General features: G+C 62.8%; 17 protein-coding genes. 5 read left to right on the top strand and 12 right to left on the bottom strand.

The features are described from left to right. Nucleotides 1-9: 9 nt before the first annotated feature. The 4 genes from AACT07_RS14640 to sgrR all read right to left on the bottom strand — a co-directional run bounded on the left by AACT07_RS14640 (nucleotide 10) and on the right by sgrR (nucleotide 5,444). Entirely contained in the window at nucleotides 10-711 is a 702-nt protein-coding gene (locus AACT07_RS14640) for a hypothetical protein (protein ID WP_042081272.1), read from the bottom strand. A gap of 44 nt (nucleotides 712-755) precedes the next feature. Further along, nucleotides 756-1,151 (bottom strand): acyl-CoA thioesterase, encoded by a 396-nt coding sequence (locus tag AACT07_RS14635; protein WP_005336457.1) that lies wholly within the window; start codon nucleotides 1,149-1,151, stop codon nucleotides 756-758. A gap of 266 nt (nucleotides 1,152-1,417) precedes the next feature. Further along, nucleotides 1,418-3,595 carry a catalase/peroxidase HPI gene (katG, locus tag AACT07_RS14630; protein ID WP_069528503.1) on the bottom strand — a complete coding sequence of 726 codons (2,178 nt, stop codon included), beginning with the start codon at nucleotides 3,593-3,595 and terminating at the stop codon, nucleotides 1,418-1,420. Nucleotides 3,596-3,740: 145 nt separating this feature from the next. Beyond that, a complete protein-coding gene (gene sgrR, locus AACT07_RS14625; RefSeq protein ID WP_069528496.1) occupies nucleotides 3,741-5,444 on the bottom strand; it encodes an HTH-type transcriptional regulator SgrR in 1,704 nt (567 codons plus the stop codon). Between the two features lie 100 nt (nucleotides 5,445-5,544). Here sgrR and AACT07_RS14620 point away from each other — a divergent pair, with 100 nt between their 5' ends. The 3 genes from AACT07_RS14620 (at nucleotide 5,545) to AACT07_RS14610 (ending at nucleotide 7,873) form a co-directional block, all read left to right on the top strand. Continuing rightward, nucleotides 5,545-5,721, top strand: coding sequence for a hypothetical protein (locus AACT07_RS14620; protein ID WP_005355239.1), 177 nt, complete (start codon nucleotides 5,545-5,547; stop codon nucleotides 5,719-5,721). 150 nt (nucleotides 5,722-5,871) lie between these two features. Continuing rightward, on the top strand, nucleotides 5,872-7,140 hold the full coding sequence (locus tag AACT07_RS14615) for an O-acetylhomoserine aminocarboxypropyltransferase/cysteine synthase family protein (protein ID WP_042053440.1): 1,269 nt from the start codon (nucleotides 5,872-5,874) through the stop codon (nucleotides 7,138-7,140). Between the two features lie 106 nt (nucleotides 7,141-7,246). Continuing rightward, nucleotides 7,247-7,873 (top strand): glutathione S-transferase family protein, encoded by a 627-nt coding sequence (locus AACT07_RS14610; protein ID WP_069528489.1) that lies wholly within the window; start codon nucleotides 7,247-7,249, stop codon nucleotides 7,871-7,873. 64 nt (nucleotides 7,874-7,937) lie between these two features. Here AACT07_RS14610 and AACT07_RS14605 read toward each other — a convergent pair whose 3' ends face one another. Together AACT07_RS14605 and AACT07_RS14600 are read right to left on the bottom strand one after the other, a co-directional pair. Beyond that, nucleotides 7,938-8,837 (bottom strand): DMT family transporter, encoded by a 900-nt coding sequence (locus AACT07_RS14605; protein ID WP_069528482.1) that lies wholly within the window; start codon nucleotides 8,835-8,837, stop codon nucleotides 7,938-7,940. 137 nt (nucleotides 8,838-8,974) lie between these two features. Then, nucleotides 8,975-9,415 carry a DUF2214 family protein gene (locus tag AACT07_RS14600; protein ID WP_069528481.1) on the bottom strand — a complete coding sequence of 147 codons (441 nt, stop codon included), beginning with the start codon at nucleotides 9,413-9,415 and terminating at the stop codon, nucleotides 8,975-8,977. An 83-nt stretch (nucleotides 9,416-9,498) separates the two neighbouring features. On the opposite strand from AACT07_RS14600, the gene AACT07_RS14595 reads away from it, so the two are divergent. Next, the gene (locus AACT07_RS14595; RefSeq protein ID WP_069528480.1) at nucleotides 9,499-11,133 is read left to right on the top strand and encodes a sensor domain-containing diguanylate cyclase; all 1,635 of its coding nucleotides are present in this window, start codon (nucleotides 9,499-9,501) and stop codon (nucleotides 11,131-11,133) included. A gap of 115 nt (nucleotides 11,134-11,248) precedes the next feature. On the opposite strand, the gene AACT07_RS14590 is transcribed toward AACT07_RS14595, so the two are convergent. Genes AACT07_RS14590 through AACT07_RS14565 form a run of 6 tightly spaced genes read right to left on the bottom strand, consistent with a single transcriptional unit; the run spans nucleotide 11,249 to nucleotide 16,528 of the window. Next, a complete protein-coding gene (locus AACT07_RS14590) occupies nucleotides 11,249-11,902 on the bottom strand; it encodes an HAD family hydrolase (RefSeq protein ID WP_005356809.1) in 654 nt (217 codons plus the stop codon). Nucleotides 11,903-11,941: 39 nt separating this feature from the next. Next, nucleotides 11,942-12,949, bottom strand: coding sequence for an ABC transporter ATP-binding protein (locus AACT07_RS14585; RefSeq protein WP_069528479.1), 1,008 nt, complete (start codon nucleotides 12,947-12,949; stop codon nucleotides 11,942-11,944). A gap of 6 nt (nucleotides 12,950-12,955) precedes the next feature. Continuing rightward, nucleotides 12,956-13,732: an ABC transporter permease gene (locus AACT07_RS14580; RefSeq protein ID WP_005355251.1), complete on the bottom strand. Its 777-nt coding sequence runs from the start codon at nucleotides 13,730-13,732 to the stop codon at nucleotides 12,956-12,958. Beyond that, on the bottom strand, nucleotides 13,725-14,624 hold the full coding sequence (locus AACT07_RS14575) for an ABC transporter permease (protein ID WP_069528478.1): 900 nt from the start codon (nucleotides 14,622-14,624) through the stop codon (nucleotides 13,725-13,727). Before AACT07_RS14575 ends, AACT07_RS14580 begins: the two co-directional genes overlap by 8 nt. Further along, nucleotides 14,624-15,457, bottom strand: coding sequence for an alkaline phosphatase family protein (locus tag AACT07_RS14570; protein ID WP_069528476.1), 834 nt, complete (start codon nucleotides 15,455-15,457; stop codon nucleotides 14,624-14,626). Before AACT07_RS14570 ends, AACT07_RS14575 begins: the two co-directional genes overlap by 1 nt. A 9-nt stretch (nucleotides 15,458-15,466) precedes the next feature. After that, nucleotides 15,467-16,528 (bottom strand): ABC transporter substrate-binding protein, encoded by a 1,062-nt coding sequence (locus AACT07_RS14565; RefSeq protein WP_069528475.1) that lies wholly within the window; start codon nucleotides 16,526-16,528, stop codon nucleotides 15,467-15,469. A gap of 264 nt (nucleotides 16,529-16,792) precedes the next feature. On the opposite strand from AACT07_RS14565, the gene AACT07_RS14560 reads away from it, so the two are divergent. Further along, the gene (locus tag AACT07_RS14560) at nucleotides 16,793-17,557 is read left to right on the top strand and encodes a UTRA domain-containing protein (RefSeq protein ID WP_058057086.1); all 765 of its coding nucleotides are present in this window, start codon (nucleotides 16,793-16,795) and stop codon (nucleotides 17,555-17,557) included. Nucleotides 17,558-17,563 lie beyond the last annotated feature (6 nt).

The following is a 17,563-nucleotide window of genomic DNA, read 5'->3' as shown; positions in this document are numbered from 1 at the left end:
CTATTGCGCTTATTGCGGCTTGTTGGCACCCGGCAGCGGCTGCCAGGTGAGGCGGGTTACCTGAGTGCCCTGTACCTCGCACTTGAGGCTCAGCTCCTGCCACCCCTTCTCCTGACGCAGGGAGACCTCCCCCTCGATCCCCTGCTCGCCAATCTTCAGCTTATCCTGCTCGAAGATCACCTTGTCGCCGTGGGCGAGATCCATCAGTTTGCCGTTGCATAGCCAGTGAGCGAGATCCGCCCCCTTCAGCTTGACGCCACCCTTGGCCGCCTTCTGTTCGGCCGCGCTCACCACAAACAGCTTGCTCAGCTCGGCGGCTCGCTTGGTGAGCCACTCCTGACGCTGCTGCATGCTCATCTTGCTGACGAACTCGGCGGGCTGCCCCTTCTCGTCCAGCCATTGGGTCAGCTTGCCGCTGTCATCAAAGGCAAACTGGGCGGCGGGCTCTTTGACCCCGAACAGCTTGCCGCCCTTGAAGTAGTAGCGGCTCTCCCCTTCCAGCTTGCCCAGCTCGTTCATGATGGGCACGGCGATGATGACGGGGGCGCCATCGATCCAGGCCTTGATATCGACGCCGTCATGGCTGAATTGACGGGTATCGAGGGCGCTCTCGGCCCCCTTCTCCATCAGGGTAAACTGCTCGGCGAGAGAAGCGGCCAGAGAAGGGAGGGAGCAGAATCCCAGGGTCAGCGCGATCGCTGTGTTGCGCATTGAGTTGTACATAACACTCCTGTGATGGGCCATCCGGCCCGTGGTTAACTCTCTGTCAGCCAGGCCCGCAGCCCTTCCCGGTGAGCATCGCTCAGGGGCAGGGATTGGCGGGCCCGGTAGTCAAAATGGATCAGGGTCGTTTCGGCGGTGACGGCCAGTTCGCCGCCCTGCCAGGCCTCCTGCCAGACCGTAAAGGAGCTGGTGCCGATGCGGCGCACGCCAGTCTTGATGGTGACCGGCTGGCCGTAGAACAGCTCCCGTTTGAACTGCACCGTATAGCCCGCGATGATCAGATGCCAGTTATGCACATCCAGATCCGGGGAGAAGATCCGGAACAGGGGATCTCGCGCCGATTCGAACCAGACCGCCGGCACCGTATTGTTGATATGGCCGAGGGCATCCGTCTCCTGAAAGCGGGGTTGGATCTGCATTTCCAGCATGAGTTGACTCCTTGTCTCTTTGTTTCTGTCCTTGTCCTGTTGATTGGACATCAGTGGCCAATGGGGTGGCTGCCGGGCATCACCAGCGGATCAGCATGTTACATGATACTGCTGGCCCAAGCACAGGGATGCCCACGACCCTGCGCGACCGGCCAGCGGGTGTCGCAGTGCGGCGGATGGTAGGGCTGCACAGAAAAGCGGGCTGTAAAAAGCCCCACACACCTAGGGTGTGCGGGGCTGATGCAGATAACCAAACGGCTCGGGGACTAGCCCAACAGATCGAAGCGATCCGCATTCATCACCTTGTTCCAGGCGGTGATGAAGTCACAGACAAACTTCTCCTTGTTGTCATCCTGGGCATAGACCTCGGCATAAGCGCGCAGCACCGAGTTGGAGCCGAACACCAGATCCACCCGGGTGGCCGTCCACTTCAGCGCGCCGCTGCGGCGATCGCGGATCTCGTAGAGATTGCTCGCTTTCGGCAGCCACTGGTAGCCCATGTCGGTCAGGTTGACGAAGAAGTCGTTGCTGAGTACCCCGACCCGATCGGTAAAGACCCCGTGCCCGGTACCGCCGTGGTTGGTACCGAGCACCCGCATCCCGCCGACCAGCGCCGTCATCTCGCAGGCGGTGAGCCCCATCAGCTGGGCGCGATCCAGCAGCAACTCCTCCGCCGTCACCACATAGTCCTGCTTGAGCCAGTTGCGGAAGCCGTCGGCCAGCGGCTCCAGCACCTCGAACGAGGCCACATCGGTCTGAGCCTGAGTGGCGTCCCCCCGGCCCGGCGCAAACGGCACGCTCACCGTCACTCCGGCGGCCTGGGCAGCCTGCTCGATGGCGAGGTTGCCCCCCAGCACGATGAGATCCGCGACGCTGACGCCACACTCGGCCGCCAGCTTGTCATAGACCGCCAGCACCTTTGCCAACTTCGCCGGTTCGTTGCCCGGCCAATCCTTCTGGGGCGCCAGCCGGATGCGGGCGCCGTTGGCACCACCCCGCTTGTCGGAGCCACGGAAGGTACGGGCACTATCCCAGGCGGTAGTGACCCGCTCGCTGATGGAGAGGCCGCTGGCGGCAATCCGGGCCTTCACCGCCGCCACGTCATAATCGGCACGTCCGGCAGGCACCGGATCCTGCCAGATCAGATCTTCTGTCGGCACATAGGGGCCGACATAGCGGCTCTTCGGCCCCATATCCCTGTGGGTCAGCTTGAACCAGGCGCGGGCAAAGGCGTCGGAGAAGGCCGCCGGGTCATCGCGGAAGCGCTCGGCAATCTTGCGATACTCGGGATCGAATTTGAGCGCCATGTCGGCATCCGTCATCATGGGTTTGCAGCGGATCGACGGGTCCTCCACATCCACCGGCATATCCTCTTCGGCGATATTGATCGGTTCCCACTGATGGGCCCCCGCCGGAGATTTTTGCAACCACCAGTCGTACTTGAACAGTAGATCGAAGTAGCCGTTGTCCCATTGGGTCGGGTGGGTGGTCCAGGCCCCTTCGATGCCGCTGGTCACAGTGTTGCGGCCGATGCCGCGGCTGTGGTGATTGATCCAGCCGAGCCCCTGCTCCTCGAGGCTGGCCCCTTCCGGCTCGGGCCCGAGCTGTTTGGCATCGCCGTTGCCGTGAGCCTTGCCGACGGTGTGGCCACCGGCGGTCAACGCTACCGTCTCTTCATCCTCCATCGCCATGCGAGCGAAGGTGACTCGCATATCCTGCGCAGTTTTCAGCGGATCGGGCTGGCCATCCACCCCTTCCGGGTTGACGTAGATAAGCCCCATCATCACCGCCGCCAGCGGATTTTCCAGATCCCGCTCGCCGGAGTAACGACCGCCCGGCTTGCCGCTGGGCGCCAGCCACTCCTTCTCCGATCCCCAGTAGATATCCTTCTCCGGGTGCCAGATATCCTCGCGGCCAAAGGCGAAGCCGAAGGTCTTGAGCCCCATGGACTCATAAGCCACGGTGCCCGCCAGAATGAGCAAATCGGCCCAGCTGATCTTGTTGCCGTATTTCTTCTTGATGGGCCACAGCAGGCGACGGGCCTTGTCGAGGTTGGCGTTATCCGGCCAGGAGTTGAGAGGGGCGAAACGCTGGTTGCCGCTGCCGCCACCACCACGGCCATCGGCGATGCGATAAGTCCCGGCCGAGTGCCAAGCCATGCGGATCATCAGGCCGCCGTAGTGGCCCCAGTCGGCGGGCCACCACTCCTGACTGTCGGTCATCAGGGCGGTCACATCCTGCTTGAGGGCCGCCATATCGAGCCCCTTCAAGGCTTCCCGATAGTTGAAACCGGCCCCCAGCGGATTGGTCTTGGTATCGTGTTGGTGAAGAATGTCGAGGTTGAGGCTCTTCGGCCACCACTCCATTCTGGACGTCTCGACGGAGGTGGTTCCCCCGTGCATGACCGGGCATTTTCCTGCGGAACTGTCTGAATTGTTGCTCATCGTTTTCCTCATTTGCTCTGCTGTCCATAACCTGAAACAGCATGGCACAGAGGCGTGACACAAACTGTGCAGCAGCGGCCGATTTACGGATCTTTCACGCAAGCGGCCACGGAACGCCCGTCAGCCGCGACAGAAATTGGACGAACTATGGCGCCTCTGCGGGCTGATGGGACGGTTCCGGCCGCAGCCAGGCGCTGCGAAAATCGAACCAGCCGAGCGCTGTCATCCGCACCCCGTGCACGCCGACCCGGCTCTCCAGCTCCAGCCAGTGGTGAAACAGCGGCACAAACCAGCTCTGCTGCTGCACCCTTGCCAGCAGGGCGCGGGGGCCAGGCTCGGCACCGCTGGCCCGCCACTGCATCAAGCCCTGCCACAACTCATGCTGACTGCTCCACACTTTGCGCAGCAACGGGGTGCCCTGCAGCCAGGCGTAGGGGGCAAAAGGGCCGGCATGTTCGAGATTGAGGGTGCCGAGCCAGAGATCCACGTCTTCATCCTCGCCACTCACCCAGCGGCCGTAATCGAGGGTGCGCACCTCCAGCCGGATCCCCTGTTCGGCCAGCAGGCTGCTCATGGCGTTGGCGCACTCGTTGAACTCCAGATGCTGGTTGAAACAGGCCAGCACCAAGGTCGTCGGCAACTGCGCCGGTGTGGGCAAGGGGGCGGGCAGTGCTTCGCGCCAGTGGGGCAGCAGGCCGAGGGCGCTGGTCCAGCCCCGTTGCAACTCGGGGGCGACCCGCCCCATCAGGGTTACCGGATTGAGCAGCTGGCCCAGCCACTGCCGCAGGGCGGGATCCTGCAAGGATCCGGAACGATCATCCTGCAGCAGGAAGTAGCAGCCCGACTCCAGCTCCGATTCGCCGCGCATGGTGCCGAGCTCAGGGCTGTCGCGCCCCAGCTGCAGGTGGGTCTCCAGCCGCTCCGCCAGCTCCGGCAGCATCCAGATATCGATCTCGTCGAGCAGGGCGCGCAGGCCGAAGTAGTCGTCAAACGCCGCAAGGCAAAGATGCAGGGGATCGTTGGCGGCCACCCGGTAGGGGCCGGTGCCCACCGGTTGCAGGGCAAAGCCTGCCTCCCCCTTGAGCTCCCGCGGCAAAATGGTCGCAACCGGTTCGGCCAGCAGGTGGGGCAGCCAGGGATCCGGGCTGTCGAGATAGAGATCCAGGGTGCGCGGCCAGGGGCTCTCCAGCCGGTCCAGATGGGCGAACAGCGGGCGATCCCGCAAAGCCAGCAGACTCTCCATCACATCCTCCACCACCAGCTCGCGACCGTGGTGAAAGCGCACCGCCGGGCGCAGATAGAAACGCCAGTGGCAAGGGCCCAGACACTCCCAGTGGTGGGCCAGATCCCCTTCGATTTCCCCATTTTCCTCATTTCGCCGGGTGAGGCCGTTGAAGATCTGGCGGCTCAGGTGAATTTCGGAGCGGCGCATCGGGCCGGTGGGCAGCAACTGCGGCAACGGGCGATAGTATGGCACCCGCAGGATCTGGCGCCCCTCGCGGGTGGCCTGACCGAGCTGTTCGATCAGCAGCGGGGTGAGCAGATCGAGGCGATCCTCGGCCAGCCGCACCGCCTGCGCCAGCTGTCCCTGACTGAGCAGATCCCGCAAGCGGCGCCGGGTCAGGCTCTCCTGACTGTCGAGCAGGGTGAGTCGGGAGCGCCGCCCCCGCCCCGCTTCCGCCGACCAGCTGAGCCAGCCCTGATCCTGCATCCGCCGCAGCAGCAGGCGAGCGTTGCGCGGGGTGCAGCAGAGCAGATCCGCCACCTCGGCGAGGCTGATCTCCCGCTCGTCGCTGCCAAGCAGCTGGGCGAGTCGTTGAAATTGCTGGTAGAGGCGACCGGTTGGCATAAAAGAGGAAATCCTGTTGCTATAAGTCATCAGTTTTTACTTCCGCATTTTAGCTCAATACTGCTGATGAACGTGATAACCACAGCAGAGGAGCACCATCATGAGCCACGCCAACCCCATCAAACCGAACCGGATCCAGCAGACCTTGCGCCGTTACTTCAAGCGGATCCTGCCGCGCCCGCTGCCACTTATCGAGGATCCCATGCAGCAGCTCAACCGCCTGATGCAGTGGGATATGAACCAGATCGATGACAAGGAGTATCGCCGTCGCCTCTGAGTGCGGGCCATACCAACCACTCGGGACGCGCATCCCCTGCGGGCGACATTGCTTTGCCGGATCTTGCTGTTTACATCGGCCACGGGCCTGATAGATTGGACGTCTATCCATCTATAACTGCCATAAGCAACATCCAACAAGGAGTGTGTGATGAAAGATGCGACCCTGGCCTTGCACCACGGCTTTTCCAACGACCCCACCACCAAAGCCGTCGCCGTGCCCATCTACCAGACGGTGGCCTACGAGTTCGAGAGCGCCCAGCACGGGGCGGATCTGTTCAATCTGGCGGTGCCGGGCAACATCTACACCCGCATCATGAACCCCACCAACGATGTGCTGGAGCAGCGGATGGCCGCGCTGGAAGGGGGGATCGCCGCGCTGGTGGTCTCGGCAGGTTCCGCCGCCATCACCTACGCCATTCAGGCGCTGACCGCCGCCGGTGACAACATCGTCTCCACGCCCCAGCTCTATGGCGGCACCTACACCTTGTTCGCCCACATGCTGCCGAGTTTCGGGGTCGAGGTGCGCTTCGCCAAGGATGACAGCGCCGAAGCCATCGCCGCCCTGATCGACGACAAGACCAAGGCAGTCTACTGCGAGAGCATCGGCAACCCGGCGGGCAACATCGTCGATCTGGCCGCGCTGGCCAAGGCCGCCCACGCCCGTGGTGTGCCGCTCATCGTCGACAACACGGTCGCCACCCCGGTGCTCTGCAAGCCCATCGAACACGGCGCCGACATCGTGGTCCACAGCCTCACCAAATATGTCGGCGGCCACGGCAACTCGCTGGGTGGCGTGGTGGTCGACTCGGGCAAGTTCCCCTGGGCGGATCACGCCGAGCGCTTCCCCCAGCTGACCAAACCCGAACCCTCCTACCACGGGGTGGTCTATACCGAGGCCTTTGGCCCGGCGGCCTTTATCGGGCGGGTACGCACAGTGCCCCTGCGCAATACCGGCGCGGCGCTGGCGCCGATGAACGCCTTCCTGCTGCTGCAAGGGCTGGAGACCCTGAGCCTGCGCATGGAGCGCCACGTGGATAACGCCCTGCGGGTTGCCAACCACCTCAAGCATCACCCCAAGGTGGCCTGGGTCAGCTACGCCGGTCTGCCGGGTCACCCGCACTATCTGCTGGCGGAGAAGTACATGGCCGGCCGCCCCTCGGCCATCCTCTCGTTCGGTCTGAAGGATGGCTACGAGGCGGGGGTGCGCTTCTACGATGCGCTGAAGATCTTCAAGCGGCTGGTCAATATCGGCGACGCCAAGTCGCTGGCCTGCCATCCGGCCTCCACCACCCATCGCCAGCTGAGCGAGGAGGAGCAGGCCAAGGCTGGCGTGAAACCGGAGATGATCCGGCTGTCGGTAGGGATCGAGGCGATCGAGGACATTCTGGCGGATCTGGATCAGGCGCTGGAGGCCTGAGTCGGGCGTTGAGCGAGCGGGCATCAGCCCGCTCTTTTTTTACTGCCGGTGAACCGCCCCCCTTGCCCGTTCGTACACACTTTCCTGCCACCGAATCGAGGTCGTTATGATAGTCCTGCACCACCTGAACAAATCCCGCTCCCAGCGCATCATCTGGCTGCTCGAAGAGCTGGGCCAGCCCTATGAGATCAAGGCGTATCAGCGCGATGCCGCCACCTTTCTGGCACCGCCCGAGCTCAAAGCCATTCACCCTCTCGGCAAGTCGCCGGTCATCGAGTTCAACGGCCGGGTGCTGGCGGAATCGGGCGCCATCACCGAGTACCTGATCGCCCGCTACGCCGCCGATCGGCTGGCACCGGCACCAGATAGCCCGGAGTATCCCGAATATCTGCAGTGGCTCCACTTTGCCGAGAGCTCCGGCATCCTGCCGCTGCTGCTGGATATGTTTGTGCGCAAAGATGGTAGCCCGATGCGCTTCCTGCCGGACTATGCCAAGGCCGAGTGTGCCAAGGTGCTGGGCTACCTCAATGAGGTACTGGCGAATCGCCGCTACTTGGTGGGGGATCGCCTCTCCGGCGCCGACATCATGAACTCCTTCCTGGTGGATCTGCTGGCGCAAAATGGTCAGCTGGCCCACTTCCCGCACCTGCAAGCCTACTGGCAGCGCCTCAATACCCATCCGGCCCGTCAGAAAGCCATGGAGCTGGAGCGCGAGCTGGATCAGCGCCCCTGATCCAAATCGCCATCATGCAAAACGCCCCGACTGTCGGGGCGTTTTGTTATGCAGCGAGCGCGGTTTACTTGGTCGCAGGCACCTTGTCCCGGCGCGACTTCCACCACCAGCGCAGCCGGATCTGGGAGATGAGCATTCCCGCCAACATCAGGGCGCAACCGGCGATGGCGCGCTCGTCCAGCGTCTCACCCAACAGCAACACGCCCCCCACGGCAGCAAAGACGGTCTCCAGACTGAGGATGATGGCGGCATGGGCCGGATGGGCGCCACGCTGCCCCACCACCTGCAGGGTATAACCCACCCCGACCGACACCAGCCCGGCGTAGAGCAGCGCCTGCCAACCGGCCACGGCGCCGCTAACAGTCGGGCTTTCGATAACAAAAGCAGTGGCGAGGCTGAGCAGGCCGCACACCACGAACTGCACCCCGGCGAGCTTGATGGGAGCAACCCGGTTGGAGTAGTGATCCACCAGCAGCAGGTGAACGGCCCAGAACAGGGCGCCGACCACCTGCAACAGATCGCCAAAGCCGATGGTGAACTCGTCGGTGACGCTCAACACATAGAGGCCCGTCAGAGCAATCAGGGCACCAATCCAGGTATTGAGTCCGCTCTTGTGGCGCAGCAGCAGCCCCAGTACCGGCACCAGAATGATGTAGAGCCCGGTGATGAAACCGGCCTTGGCGGCCGTGGTATAAAGCAGCCCCACCTGCTGCAGGGAGGCGGCACAGAACAGCACCAGCCCGGCCAGCACACCACCGATCAGCAGTTGGCGATGGTCGCTCGCGATGGCAACAGGTTGTCGGGATTTGAGCCACCAGAGCAGCGGCAGCAGGGAGAGGGCGCCGAGCAGAAAGCGCAGGCCATTGAAGGTATAGGGCCCCATGTGATCCATCCCGAGGCGCTGGGCGACAAAGCCCATACCCCAGATGGTGGCAGCCATCAGCAACATCAGATTGGAGCGCATGGCGATTCTTCCTTAAATCGGCGCGTGACGGGTTACCCGATCCAAGATACCCGCCTCCCTATCCTCTTGTCTCCACTCTTTGTCTTCGCTCTCGCTCTCAACGCGCTGCATCGCACTGCTTTTGAGCACCGCGAGTGTTACAGCAGCGAGGGCTTGGTGAACACGGCCAACAGGGCAATCAGTAGCAGATTGCCCCGCAGGATCCACACCACCCGGAAGTGCTGCTGGATGGAGATCATCGGCGCCTTGCCCAGACGCAGGGCGCGACGCCAGCGATAGAAGAGGCGGCTGGGATAAACGAGGGAGCCGACAATAAGCAGAAACAGCCCCATCTTGAGGCCGTGGGCAGGATGGGCAAAGATCTGCACCACCGAGTTGGCATGCTCGAGGGCCAGTAGACACCCGGTGGCAAAGATGGAGAAGAGCGCCAGCGCCGCCACCCCATCTGCCAACAGCAGGCGGCGCACTCGCAGCATGTTCAGGCCGCGCCGAAAGATCAGATACTCGACACAGAGGGCAAGGATCAGCACCGCTATGCTGCCATAATGAATCATTGAGAGCAGAGTGTGGTTCAGCATCGGAAACATCTCATTTTCTGCCTTTAGACGAGCCGCACCGCATCATATATGCTGGTGTCACCCGAGACGAAAAGGATCTGTTCATGTCCCCCGCCAAGCCCAAGAACACTTGGTCTTTGATCACCCGCATGCGGCTGGGCCTCCTCTTGCTCTTTATCCCTGTGTTGCTGCTCGGCAGCATCTACTACCTGCATATGGAGCGCACCCTGCGCCACGAGCAGCAACAATATCTGATTGCTCGCAACACCCAGTATTTCCATACCCTGATCGAACCCTATCTGGCGACCCTCAAACGCCAGTTTACGCTCATTTATCAGCAGGTAAATTATCGGGATTTCAGCGGCCCTGAGATCCTTAACGGCGAGCGCTACCTGCAGCAATGGCAGGCCTATCACAAGGTGATGGAGCTCGATTACGTCTACGTGGGCACCGAGCATCGCAAGATGCTGATCCACCCCTCCTGGCAGGCCGACGAGAAGTTCGATCCCAGAACCCGCCCCTGGTATCTGCTGGCATCCAGCCATCCCGGACAGATTGTCTGGACTGATCCTTATTACGACTACACCTTGGGCACTCTCACTATGGCGCTGGCCAGGGTGATTGAAGATCCTGACGGCAAGCGGGTTGGCGTACTCTCGCTGGATACCCAGCTCACCCCCCTCGCCAGCTGGCTAAACAGTCGGCATGATCAGAGTCACCATCTGGGCAATGGTTATCAGATCCTGCTCAACCATGACGGGCTGGTGCTGGCCCATCCGGATCGTGAACGGGTATTCAAACCCCTCGCTCACCCCGACTGGCTGGCCCGGATGCAACAGCCGCAGGGCTTTTTCCTCGATGATGCCAGCGGCCTGATGGTCTCCTACTACCGCATCCCCGAGCAGCGCTGGATCCTGCTCAGCGTCGAGCCGACTGCCAGCATGCAGCAGGTGATCGACAGCGTCTCCATCAACGTGCAGTTGATGATTGCCGTCGCCTGCATTCTCTATCTGCTGCTGGCCCTGCTCTGGTCCCGCTACTTCCGCCGCATGCTGGGGGAGATCACCCTGCTGATCCGCGCCAGCCGCTCTGGCGGTATCGCCTACAACGGCCGCCGTATGCTGGAGCTGGCCAAGGTCTATGAAGAGATGGATGCCGCCAGCCAGGACTTTGCCCAGATCCGCCTGCAAGCCCATCAGGACAAGCTCACCGGGCTCTACAACCGCCGCTTCTTCGACGAGTGCCTGCAGAAGCAGCTCAACAGTGGCGCCCCCTTCGGGGTGGTGATGTTCGATCTGGATGATTTCAAGCGAGTCAACGATACCCATGGCCATCAGGCAGGGGATGTGGTGCTCAAGCGGGTGAGCAAGCTGGGCATGAATCTGTTCCACGAGTGGGGCTGGTTCTGCCGCTATGGCGGCGAGGAGCTGGTGCTGATCTTCCGTTACGGCGAAGAGCAGCCGATGCTCCCCTCCCTGCTGGAAGCGTTCCGGCTCGGGGTGGAGCAGCTGGAGTGGCGCGAACCCGATCTCACCATCACCATCAGCGGCGGGGTGGCTTTCAGCCGCTCCGGGCTCTCGGCCAAAGAACTGGTGGAGCTGGCCGACAAGGGGGTCTACCAGGCCAAGCGGGAGGGGAAAAACCGTATCTGCTTCCCGCTGCGCCACGCCCCTCACCAGAGTGCCGAGGAGGACATTCCCGCCTTTGGCGAGCCCCGACAACAAACCAACGAAGGGTAGCCCCAGCGGCCAGCCTCATCCACAACGCTGTCCGCAAAAACAAAGAGAGAGGCTCCTGCCTCTCTCTTTGTTTTTCGTGCTTCTTGCCGCACGTTAAGCCTGTGTGGCGCGCGGCTCAGCGCTGCCACTCCCACACCGGCCAGCCCAGCTCCTCGGCCTGCTGACGCAGCGCGGGGGCAGGATTGACCGCATGGGGATGGCTCACCGCCCGCAGCATGGGCAGATCGTTGTGGGAGTCGCTGTAGCCAAAGCTCCCCTGCCAGAGGTGGTCCCTGCCTGCAAACAGCTGGTTTATGCGGGCCACCTTGCCCTCGCGAAAGCTGAGGGTGCCGCGGGTCTGGCCGGTCAGCATCCCCTCCTCCTCATCGAGCAAAATGGCGACGCAGTGATCCATCCCCAGCATCTTCGCCATGGGGGCCACCAGATGCTCGCCGGAGGCGGAGATGAGCACCAGATCGTCGCCCCGCTCCCGATGCCATTCGATACGCGCCAACCCCTCGGGGTAGAGGCGCTCACGCAGCACCTGCTCGGCAAAGCGGGCACAGAGCGAGTCGAGCCACTGGCGCGTCTTGCCCGCCAGCGGTTGCAGGGTGAAGGCCATGTACTGGTGCATATCCATCTTGCCCTGATGGTAGAGGGACATCATGGCCTGCTCCTCCGCGATCATGCTGGCGGGCGCCAGCTCCTCGGCCACCATGTACTCCAGCCAGAGGCTGGCGGAATCCCCCGCAATCAGGGTTTCGTCCAGATCAAACAGTGCCAGTGCCATGAGGGCTCCTTGCGGTAACAACGAAAATGAAACGAGGCGTCATGCTACCTCACAGAGTTGATCCCGGGCCACCGCCAGAGTCACGGCACTGCCGGTGGCCAGCAGATCGCCAGCCGAGCGGTTGAGGCAATCCACCGTCAACAGCCCCGCCTCGCACTCCACCTGATAGCGGATCACGTTGCCGAGCAGCTGTTGCTGACGAACGATGCCGGGCAGGCTGGGTTCGCTGCTGCTCGCCCCGGCGGGCAGCAGGGTGATGGACTCTGGCCGCAGCGCCAGCTTGCCCTGAAAACGGGGGCCAAACAGCGACTTGCCCTGCTCGGCGCCAAGCAGGTTGTAGTTGCCGATAAAGCTCGCCACAAACTCGCTGGCGGGGCGGGTGTAGATCTCCTCCGGCGTGCCGCTCTGGACGATGGACCCCTTGTTCATCAGGAAGATCCGATCCGACATGGTGAGCGCCTCCTCCTGATCGTGGGTCACGAAGATGGTGGTGAGCTCAAGGCGCTGCTGGATCTCGCGGATCTGCTGGCGCAGGCTGCGGCGGATGCGGGCATCCAGCGCCGAGAGCGGCTCGTCCAGCAGCAGGATCCGCGGCTGCACCACCAACGCCCGGGCCAGCGCCACCCGCTGGCGCTGGCCGCCGGAGAGCTCGGCCGGATAGCGGCGCTCGAAACCGGTCAGCTCCACCAGCGCCAATGCCTCCTGCACGCTGGCGGCCAGATCCCGTCCCGGCTGGGGTTTCATCTTGAGGCCGAAGGCGACGTTGTCCCACACCGTCATGTTGGGGAACAGCGCATAGCTCTGGAACACCATGCCGATGCCCCGCTTCTGGGGCTCCTGCCAGGTGATATCTTCACCGGCCACCCGCACCTGACCACCATCCACTGGGGTGAGCCCGGCCAGCGCCCGCAGCAGGGTCGATTTGCCGCAGCCGGAGGGGCCGAGCAAAGTCACCAGCTCCCCCTTGCGAATGCCGAATTCGATCCCCTCGAACACCGGCGTATCGCCGTAGGATTTGTGCAACTGATTGACTTCTAAATGAAACATCTTGGATCACCGATGAAATCTGTTGGCCGCCCAGGTGAGCAGCAGGGTCAGCAGGAAGTAGCTCATCACCAGCGCACTGGTGAAGTGGCCCGAAGTAGCGCGCATGTTGTAGAGGTAGACCTGCAGGGTCTCGTAACGGGTGCCCACCAGCATATTGGCAAACACGAACTCGCCGAGCAGGAAGGAGAGAGAGAGAAACAGCGCCGCCAGCAATCCCTTGCGCAGACAAGGGATCACCACCAGCAGGAAGGCGCGCCGACTACTTGCCCCCAGCAGATGGGCGGCATCCATCAAATCCCTGAGCGGTACCCCTTGCAGGCTGTTGGCCAGTGCCCGGTACATGAAGGGGAGCACCACGGTGAACCAGGTGCCGATCAGGATCCACGGCGTGCCGATAATGGGCAGAACACCATCGGCGTAGATCTGCAGCAGCCCCACTGACGAGACCACAGGTGGCACCGCGAAAGGGAGCAGGATCAGCAGGTTCATCCAGGGATCCAGCTTTGGGAAGTAGTAGGCCACCACCAGCACGGTCGGCACCAGCACCAGGGTGCCCAGCAGCAGGGTGGCGAAACAGACCAGGAGGCTGCGGCCAAATGCAGCCAGAAAGCGCGGGTCGCCCCACAGCTTGAGATACCAGTCGAGGGTGAAGCCATCCGGCAGCAGGGTCGCCCCCCAGCGGGTGGAGATGGAGTAGAGAAACGTGGCCAGCAGCGGCAGCAGCAGGGTGGCGACCAGCCCACCCAGCACCCACTTGGGCCAGCGCGGCGTCAAATCATGCATGGGATTGCCCCTTGTTCACATAGCTCTTTTTCAGCAGCCACTGGTTGGCGGCCGTCACCACCCCCAGCAGCACCATCAGGATCACTGCCAGCGCCGCCGCCATATTGGGTTCGAGGAAGATATCGCCGGAGACCAGACTGGCCACCCGGATGGTCACCAGATTGAAGTTGCCGGTGGTGAGGGCGTAGGCAGAGGCATAGGCCCCCACCGCGTTGGCAAACAGGATGATCAGGGTGCCGAGCAGCGCAGGTGTCAGCACCGGCAGCGCCACGTGCCACACATATTGGCGCTTGCTCGCGCCGAGCAGCGCGGCCGCCTGTGGCCACTCATCCTGCAGCGCATCGAACGCCGGGTAGAGCAGCAGCAGGGCAAGCGGGATCTGGAAGTAGGTGTAGATGAGGATAAGGCCGCTGCCCGAGTAGAGGTTGAAGCCGTCGATCAATCCCCAGGATTTCAGCAGCAGGGTCACCGCACCGTTGATGCCGAGAATGATGATGAAGGCGAATGCCAGCGGCACCCCGCTGAAGTTGCCGGTCATGGTGACGAAGGCCAGCAGCAGCCGCTTGACCCGCTCGCCGCTGTGACGCAGCGCCGCCGCCCCCAGAGTGCCGATGGCAAGCCCCGCCAAACTGGCGATACCGGCGATACGCAATGAGTTACCGAATGATTGCAGGTAGAAGGGGGAGCTCAAAATCTCCCGGTAGTAGTCGAGGCCCCAGCCATCGGGGGTCTGAAAGCTGCCCACCAGCACCCACACCATGGGGGCGAGCTGGAACAGGATCATCAAGAGGATAAACGGCAGCAATACCAATGCGGGCAGCCAGTGGCGGCGCACCTTCTGCTTGGTTGCCACGGGTCGATCCGCGAGGATCTCGGTGGTGGCAGGCATCATCAGTGCACCTCGCGCATAAAGGCCGCCTTGAGCAGCGGTGGCGCAGCCGGCTTGTCGTGGGGGATGCCCAGCAGATCGGCCATCAGGGCGCAGAGCTGGGTCTGGGCGATCACTACCCCATCCGGCCAGCGCTCGATAAAGGCATCGCCAAACAGCCAGAGTGGCACGGTGCGCTCTTCCGGCAGGGTGCCGCCGTGGCTCAGATCGTTGTTCATGCCGTGATCCGAGGTGATCACCACCTGATATCCCTCCACCAGCCACTGGGGCAGCAGATCGGCCAGCAGGCTGTCCATCCGGCGCGCCTGATTGCGGTACTGGCGGGAATCGAGGCCAAACTTGTGGCCCACATCGTCCACCCCCATCGGGTGGATCAGCAGAAAATCGGGATCGTACTGGCTGCGCAGCCACTCGCCATCCATCAGCAGATGGCTGTCGGGATAGTTGTCATCCCAGTAGAAGCAGCCGTGCTGGATCGGCAGCAGCTCGTCGTGAGTAAAGCGATCACGGGCAGCCAGCCATGGGCTGCGGTTGTAGAGTTCGCTCACCCAATGGTAGGCCGCCGCTGCGGTGCGTTTACCCGCGGCGCGGGCCAGATGGAAGATGGAGTCATGCAGACTGAGACGACTCACCCCGTTGTGGGTGATGCCGCTCACCACCGGCGGCACGCCGGTCAGGATGCACTCGTAGAGGGGTCGGGAGAGAGACGGCAGGGCAGCATTCAGGGTCGTATGCAGGCCCCGCCCCGCCTCCACCATGCCACCGAGGTAGCCCATGGTGTGGGCTACCTCGGCTGCCAGACCATCCACAAGTACCACTATCACCTTGTGTTGCACTGGATTCCCTTACTGCATGTTGATCATGACGGTTTCTTGCCACTGGCGCGGCAGGGCTTTGGAGCTCTGCTCCCAGGCGGCGTGATCCTGCACCGGCTTGGCATTGGCGTACTGCTCGGCCGGCAGCAGCTTGGCCTTCACGTCATCCGGCAGGGTCACGTTGCTGCGGATCGGGCGAGCGTAGCCACGGGCCAGGTTGATTTGACCGGCATCGGAGAGGATGTATTCACGGGCCAGTTTGGCGGCGTTGGGGTTCTTGGCCCACTTGTTGATGATGGTGGTATAACCGGCGATGACGGAGCCGTCGCTCGGGATCACCACATCAAACTTCTTGGGGTCGATCTGGTCGCGGTAGTTGAGGGCGTTGAAGTCCCACAGCACACCCACTTCCACCTCACCCTTCTCGATGTTGGCGATGGTGGGATCGTTCAGGGAGAGACGACCCTGCTTGGCCAGCTGACCGAACAGCTCCAGTGCAGGTTTCAGATTCTTCTCGCTGCCACCGGTGGCATAGGCCGCCGCCAGCACGCCGTTGTTGGCCTGAGAGGCAACGCCCACGTCACCCAGGGTCACCTTGTAGTCGCCACCCAGCAGGGATTGCCAGCTGGTGGGGGCTGCCTTGACCAGATCCTTGTTGATCAGGAAGGCGATGGTGCCGGTATAGGCCAGCATCCAGTGACCGTCGGCGTCCTTGGCCCAGTTGGGAATATCAGCCCAGGTGGAGGGCTTGTAGGGCTGGGTAACCCCCTGCTTGACCGCAACCGGACCGAAGGCGCCGCCCACATCGCCGATATCGGCGGTGGCGTTGGCCTTCTCGGCGGCGAACTTGGCGATCTCCTGCGCCGAGCTCATGTCGGTATCCTGATGCTTGATGCCGTAGATGCTGCCCAGCTGCTGCCAGGTATCCTTCCAGTTGGCCCAGCTGTCGGGCATGCCGATGCTGTGGAGCTGGCCTTCACCGCGGGCGGCCTTTTCGAGATCCGCGATATTTTCGGCTGCATAGCTATTTGTGGCAAAAAACGGTTGGCTGATGGCCACCATGGCCAGTGCACTTGCGATCACGCTTTTCATCATCCCATCCCTCTGGACTAGGTCAGTTAAGGTTCGAGAGGGATGCTAGAGGGGAATTGTGACGGTGGCGGGGCGCTTTAATGGCAGTTTGATGACAATCACCCTGTCATGGCGCTGTCATCCACAGCAGTTACAACTCTGAACCCGAGTGAGGCTGGACTATTCCAGTAAGGGATTGGCCAACCACCCGCCTTCTGAATAAGCAACAGGGACAAGAGTGTGACCAAGCCGAGATTGAGCGAGCAGAGAGTGAACGAACAGAGCATGGCCGATGGCCGCTCCTCCTCCAAGTGCGAACAGATTTGCCAGACCCTGCGCCGCTATATCGGCAGCGGCCAATTGGGGGCCGGGCAGCAGCTGCCCGCCGAACGGGCCCTGAGCGAGCGTTTCGCCACCACCCGCATCACCATCAAGGAGGCGCTCTCCAGCCTCGAAGCGGACGGCCTTATCTACCGTGCCGAGCGGCGCGGCTGGTTTGTGGCGCCACCCCGCCTCACCTACGATCCCGCCATCCACACCCACTTTCACCAGTGGATCGGCGAGCAGCAGCGCACCGCCGAAACCCGGGTGCTGGCCCACGGCAGCGAGCTTGCCAGCAGCGAGCTGTGCCGCTGGATGGGGTTGGAACCCTTCACCCCACTTTATGAGATCCGCCGCCAGCGGCTGATCGATGGGCGACCTGTGCTTCATGTCAGCCACCACCTGCTGGCGAGCCGCTTTCCCGATATCGCTAGCGCGCCGCTGGCCAGCTCCCTCACCGAGCTCTATCAGCAGCGCTATGGCATAGGCCAGGGCGGGGCGAGTCTCGAGATCACCCCCTCGGCGGCGCGCGGCGCCATCGCTCGGGCCCTCAATCTGGCGGAGGGGAGCGCGGTGCTGCGGCTGGTGCGGGTCAACTATGACGAGCGGGGTGGTCTGGTGGATTGCGATATCGAGCACTGGCGGCCGGATGCCATCCGCATCTGTCTGGATACGCGAGCATTGCAGCCGCTCGCAGGCAAGCTGCAACAAACCCGGGTCGCCGATTAGACTCCA

It is taken from the genome of Aeromonas sp. ANP5 (genome assembly GCF_963870295.1).
Classification (GTDB): domain Bacteria; phylum Pseudomonadota; class Gammaproteobacteria; order Enterobacterales; family Aeromonadaceae; genus Aeromonas; species Aeromonas veronii.
Note: the sequence above shows the minus strand (reverse complement) of the source record. Positions and strands in the feature narration are given on the sequence as shown.

Bases quoted from the DNA above. Each gene is read 5' to 3' on its own strand.
- AACT07_RS14585 (WP_069528479.1), bottom strand. From the start codon at position 12,949: ATGTTTCATTTAGAAGTCAATCAGTTGCACAAATCCTACGGCGATACG.
- sgrR (WP_069528496.1), bottom strand. From the start codon at position 5,444: ATGCCAACCGGTCGCCTCTACCAGCAATTTCAACGACTCGCCCAGCTG.
- katG (WP_069528503.1), bottom strand. From the start codon at position 3,595: ATGAGCAACAATTCAGACAGTTCCGCAGGAAAATGCCCGGTCATGCAC.
- AACT07_RS14575 (WP_069528478.1), bottom strand. From the start codon at position 14,624: ATGATGCCTGCCACCACCGAGATCCTCGCGGATCGACCCGTGGCAACC.
- AACT07_RS14610 (WP_069528489.1), top strand. From the start codon at position 7,247: ATGATAGTCCTGCACCACCTGAACAAATCCCGCTCCCAGCGCATCATC.
- AACT07_RS14640 (WP_042081272.1), bottom strand. From the start codon at position 711: ATGCGCAACACAGCGATCGCGCTGACCCTGGGATTCTGCTCCCTCCCT.
- AACT07_RS14635 (WP_005336457.1), bottom strand. From the start codon at position 1,151: ATGCTGGAAATGCAGATCCAACCCCGCTTTCAGGAGACGGATGCCCTC.
- AACT07_RS14560 (WP_058057086.1), top strand. From the start codon at position 16,793: ATGGCCGATGGCCGCTCCTCCTCCAAGTGCGAACAGATTTGCCAGACC.
- AACT07_RS14565 (WP_069528475.1), bottom strand. From the start codon at position 16,528: ATGAAAAGCGTGATCGCAAGTGCACTGGCCATGGTGGCCATCAGCCAA.
- AACT07_RS14615 (WP_042053440.1), top strand. From the start codon at position 5,872: ATGAAAGATGCGACCCTGGCCTTGCACCACGGCTTTTCCAACGACCCC.
- AACT07_RS14620 (WP_005355239.1), top strand. From the start codon at position 5,545: ATGAGCCACGCCAACCCCATCAAACCGAACCGGATCCAGCAGACCTTG.
- AACT07_RS14580 (WP_005355251.1), bottom strand. From the start codon at position 13,732: ATGCATGATTTGACGCCGCGCTGGCCCAAGTGGGTGCTGGGTGGGCTG.
- AACT07_RS14605 (WP_069528482.1), bottom strand. From the start codon at position 8,837: ATGCGCTCCAATCTGATGTTGCTGATGGCTGCCACCATCTGGGGTATG.
- AACT07_RS14600 (WP_069528481.1), bottom strand. From the start codon at position 9,415: ATGCTGAACCACACTCTGCTCTCAATGATTCATTATGGCAGCATAGCG.
- AACT07_RS14590 (WP_005356809.1), bottom strand. From the start codon at position 11,902: ATGGCACTGGCACTGTTTGATCTGGACGAAACCCTGATTGCGGGGGAT.
- AACT07_RS14595 (WP_069528480.1), top strand. From the start codon at position 9,499: ATGTCCCCCGCCAAGCCCAAGAACACTTGGTCTTTGATCACCCGCATG.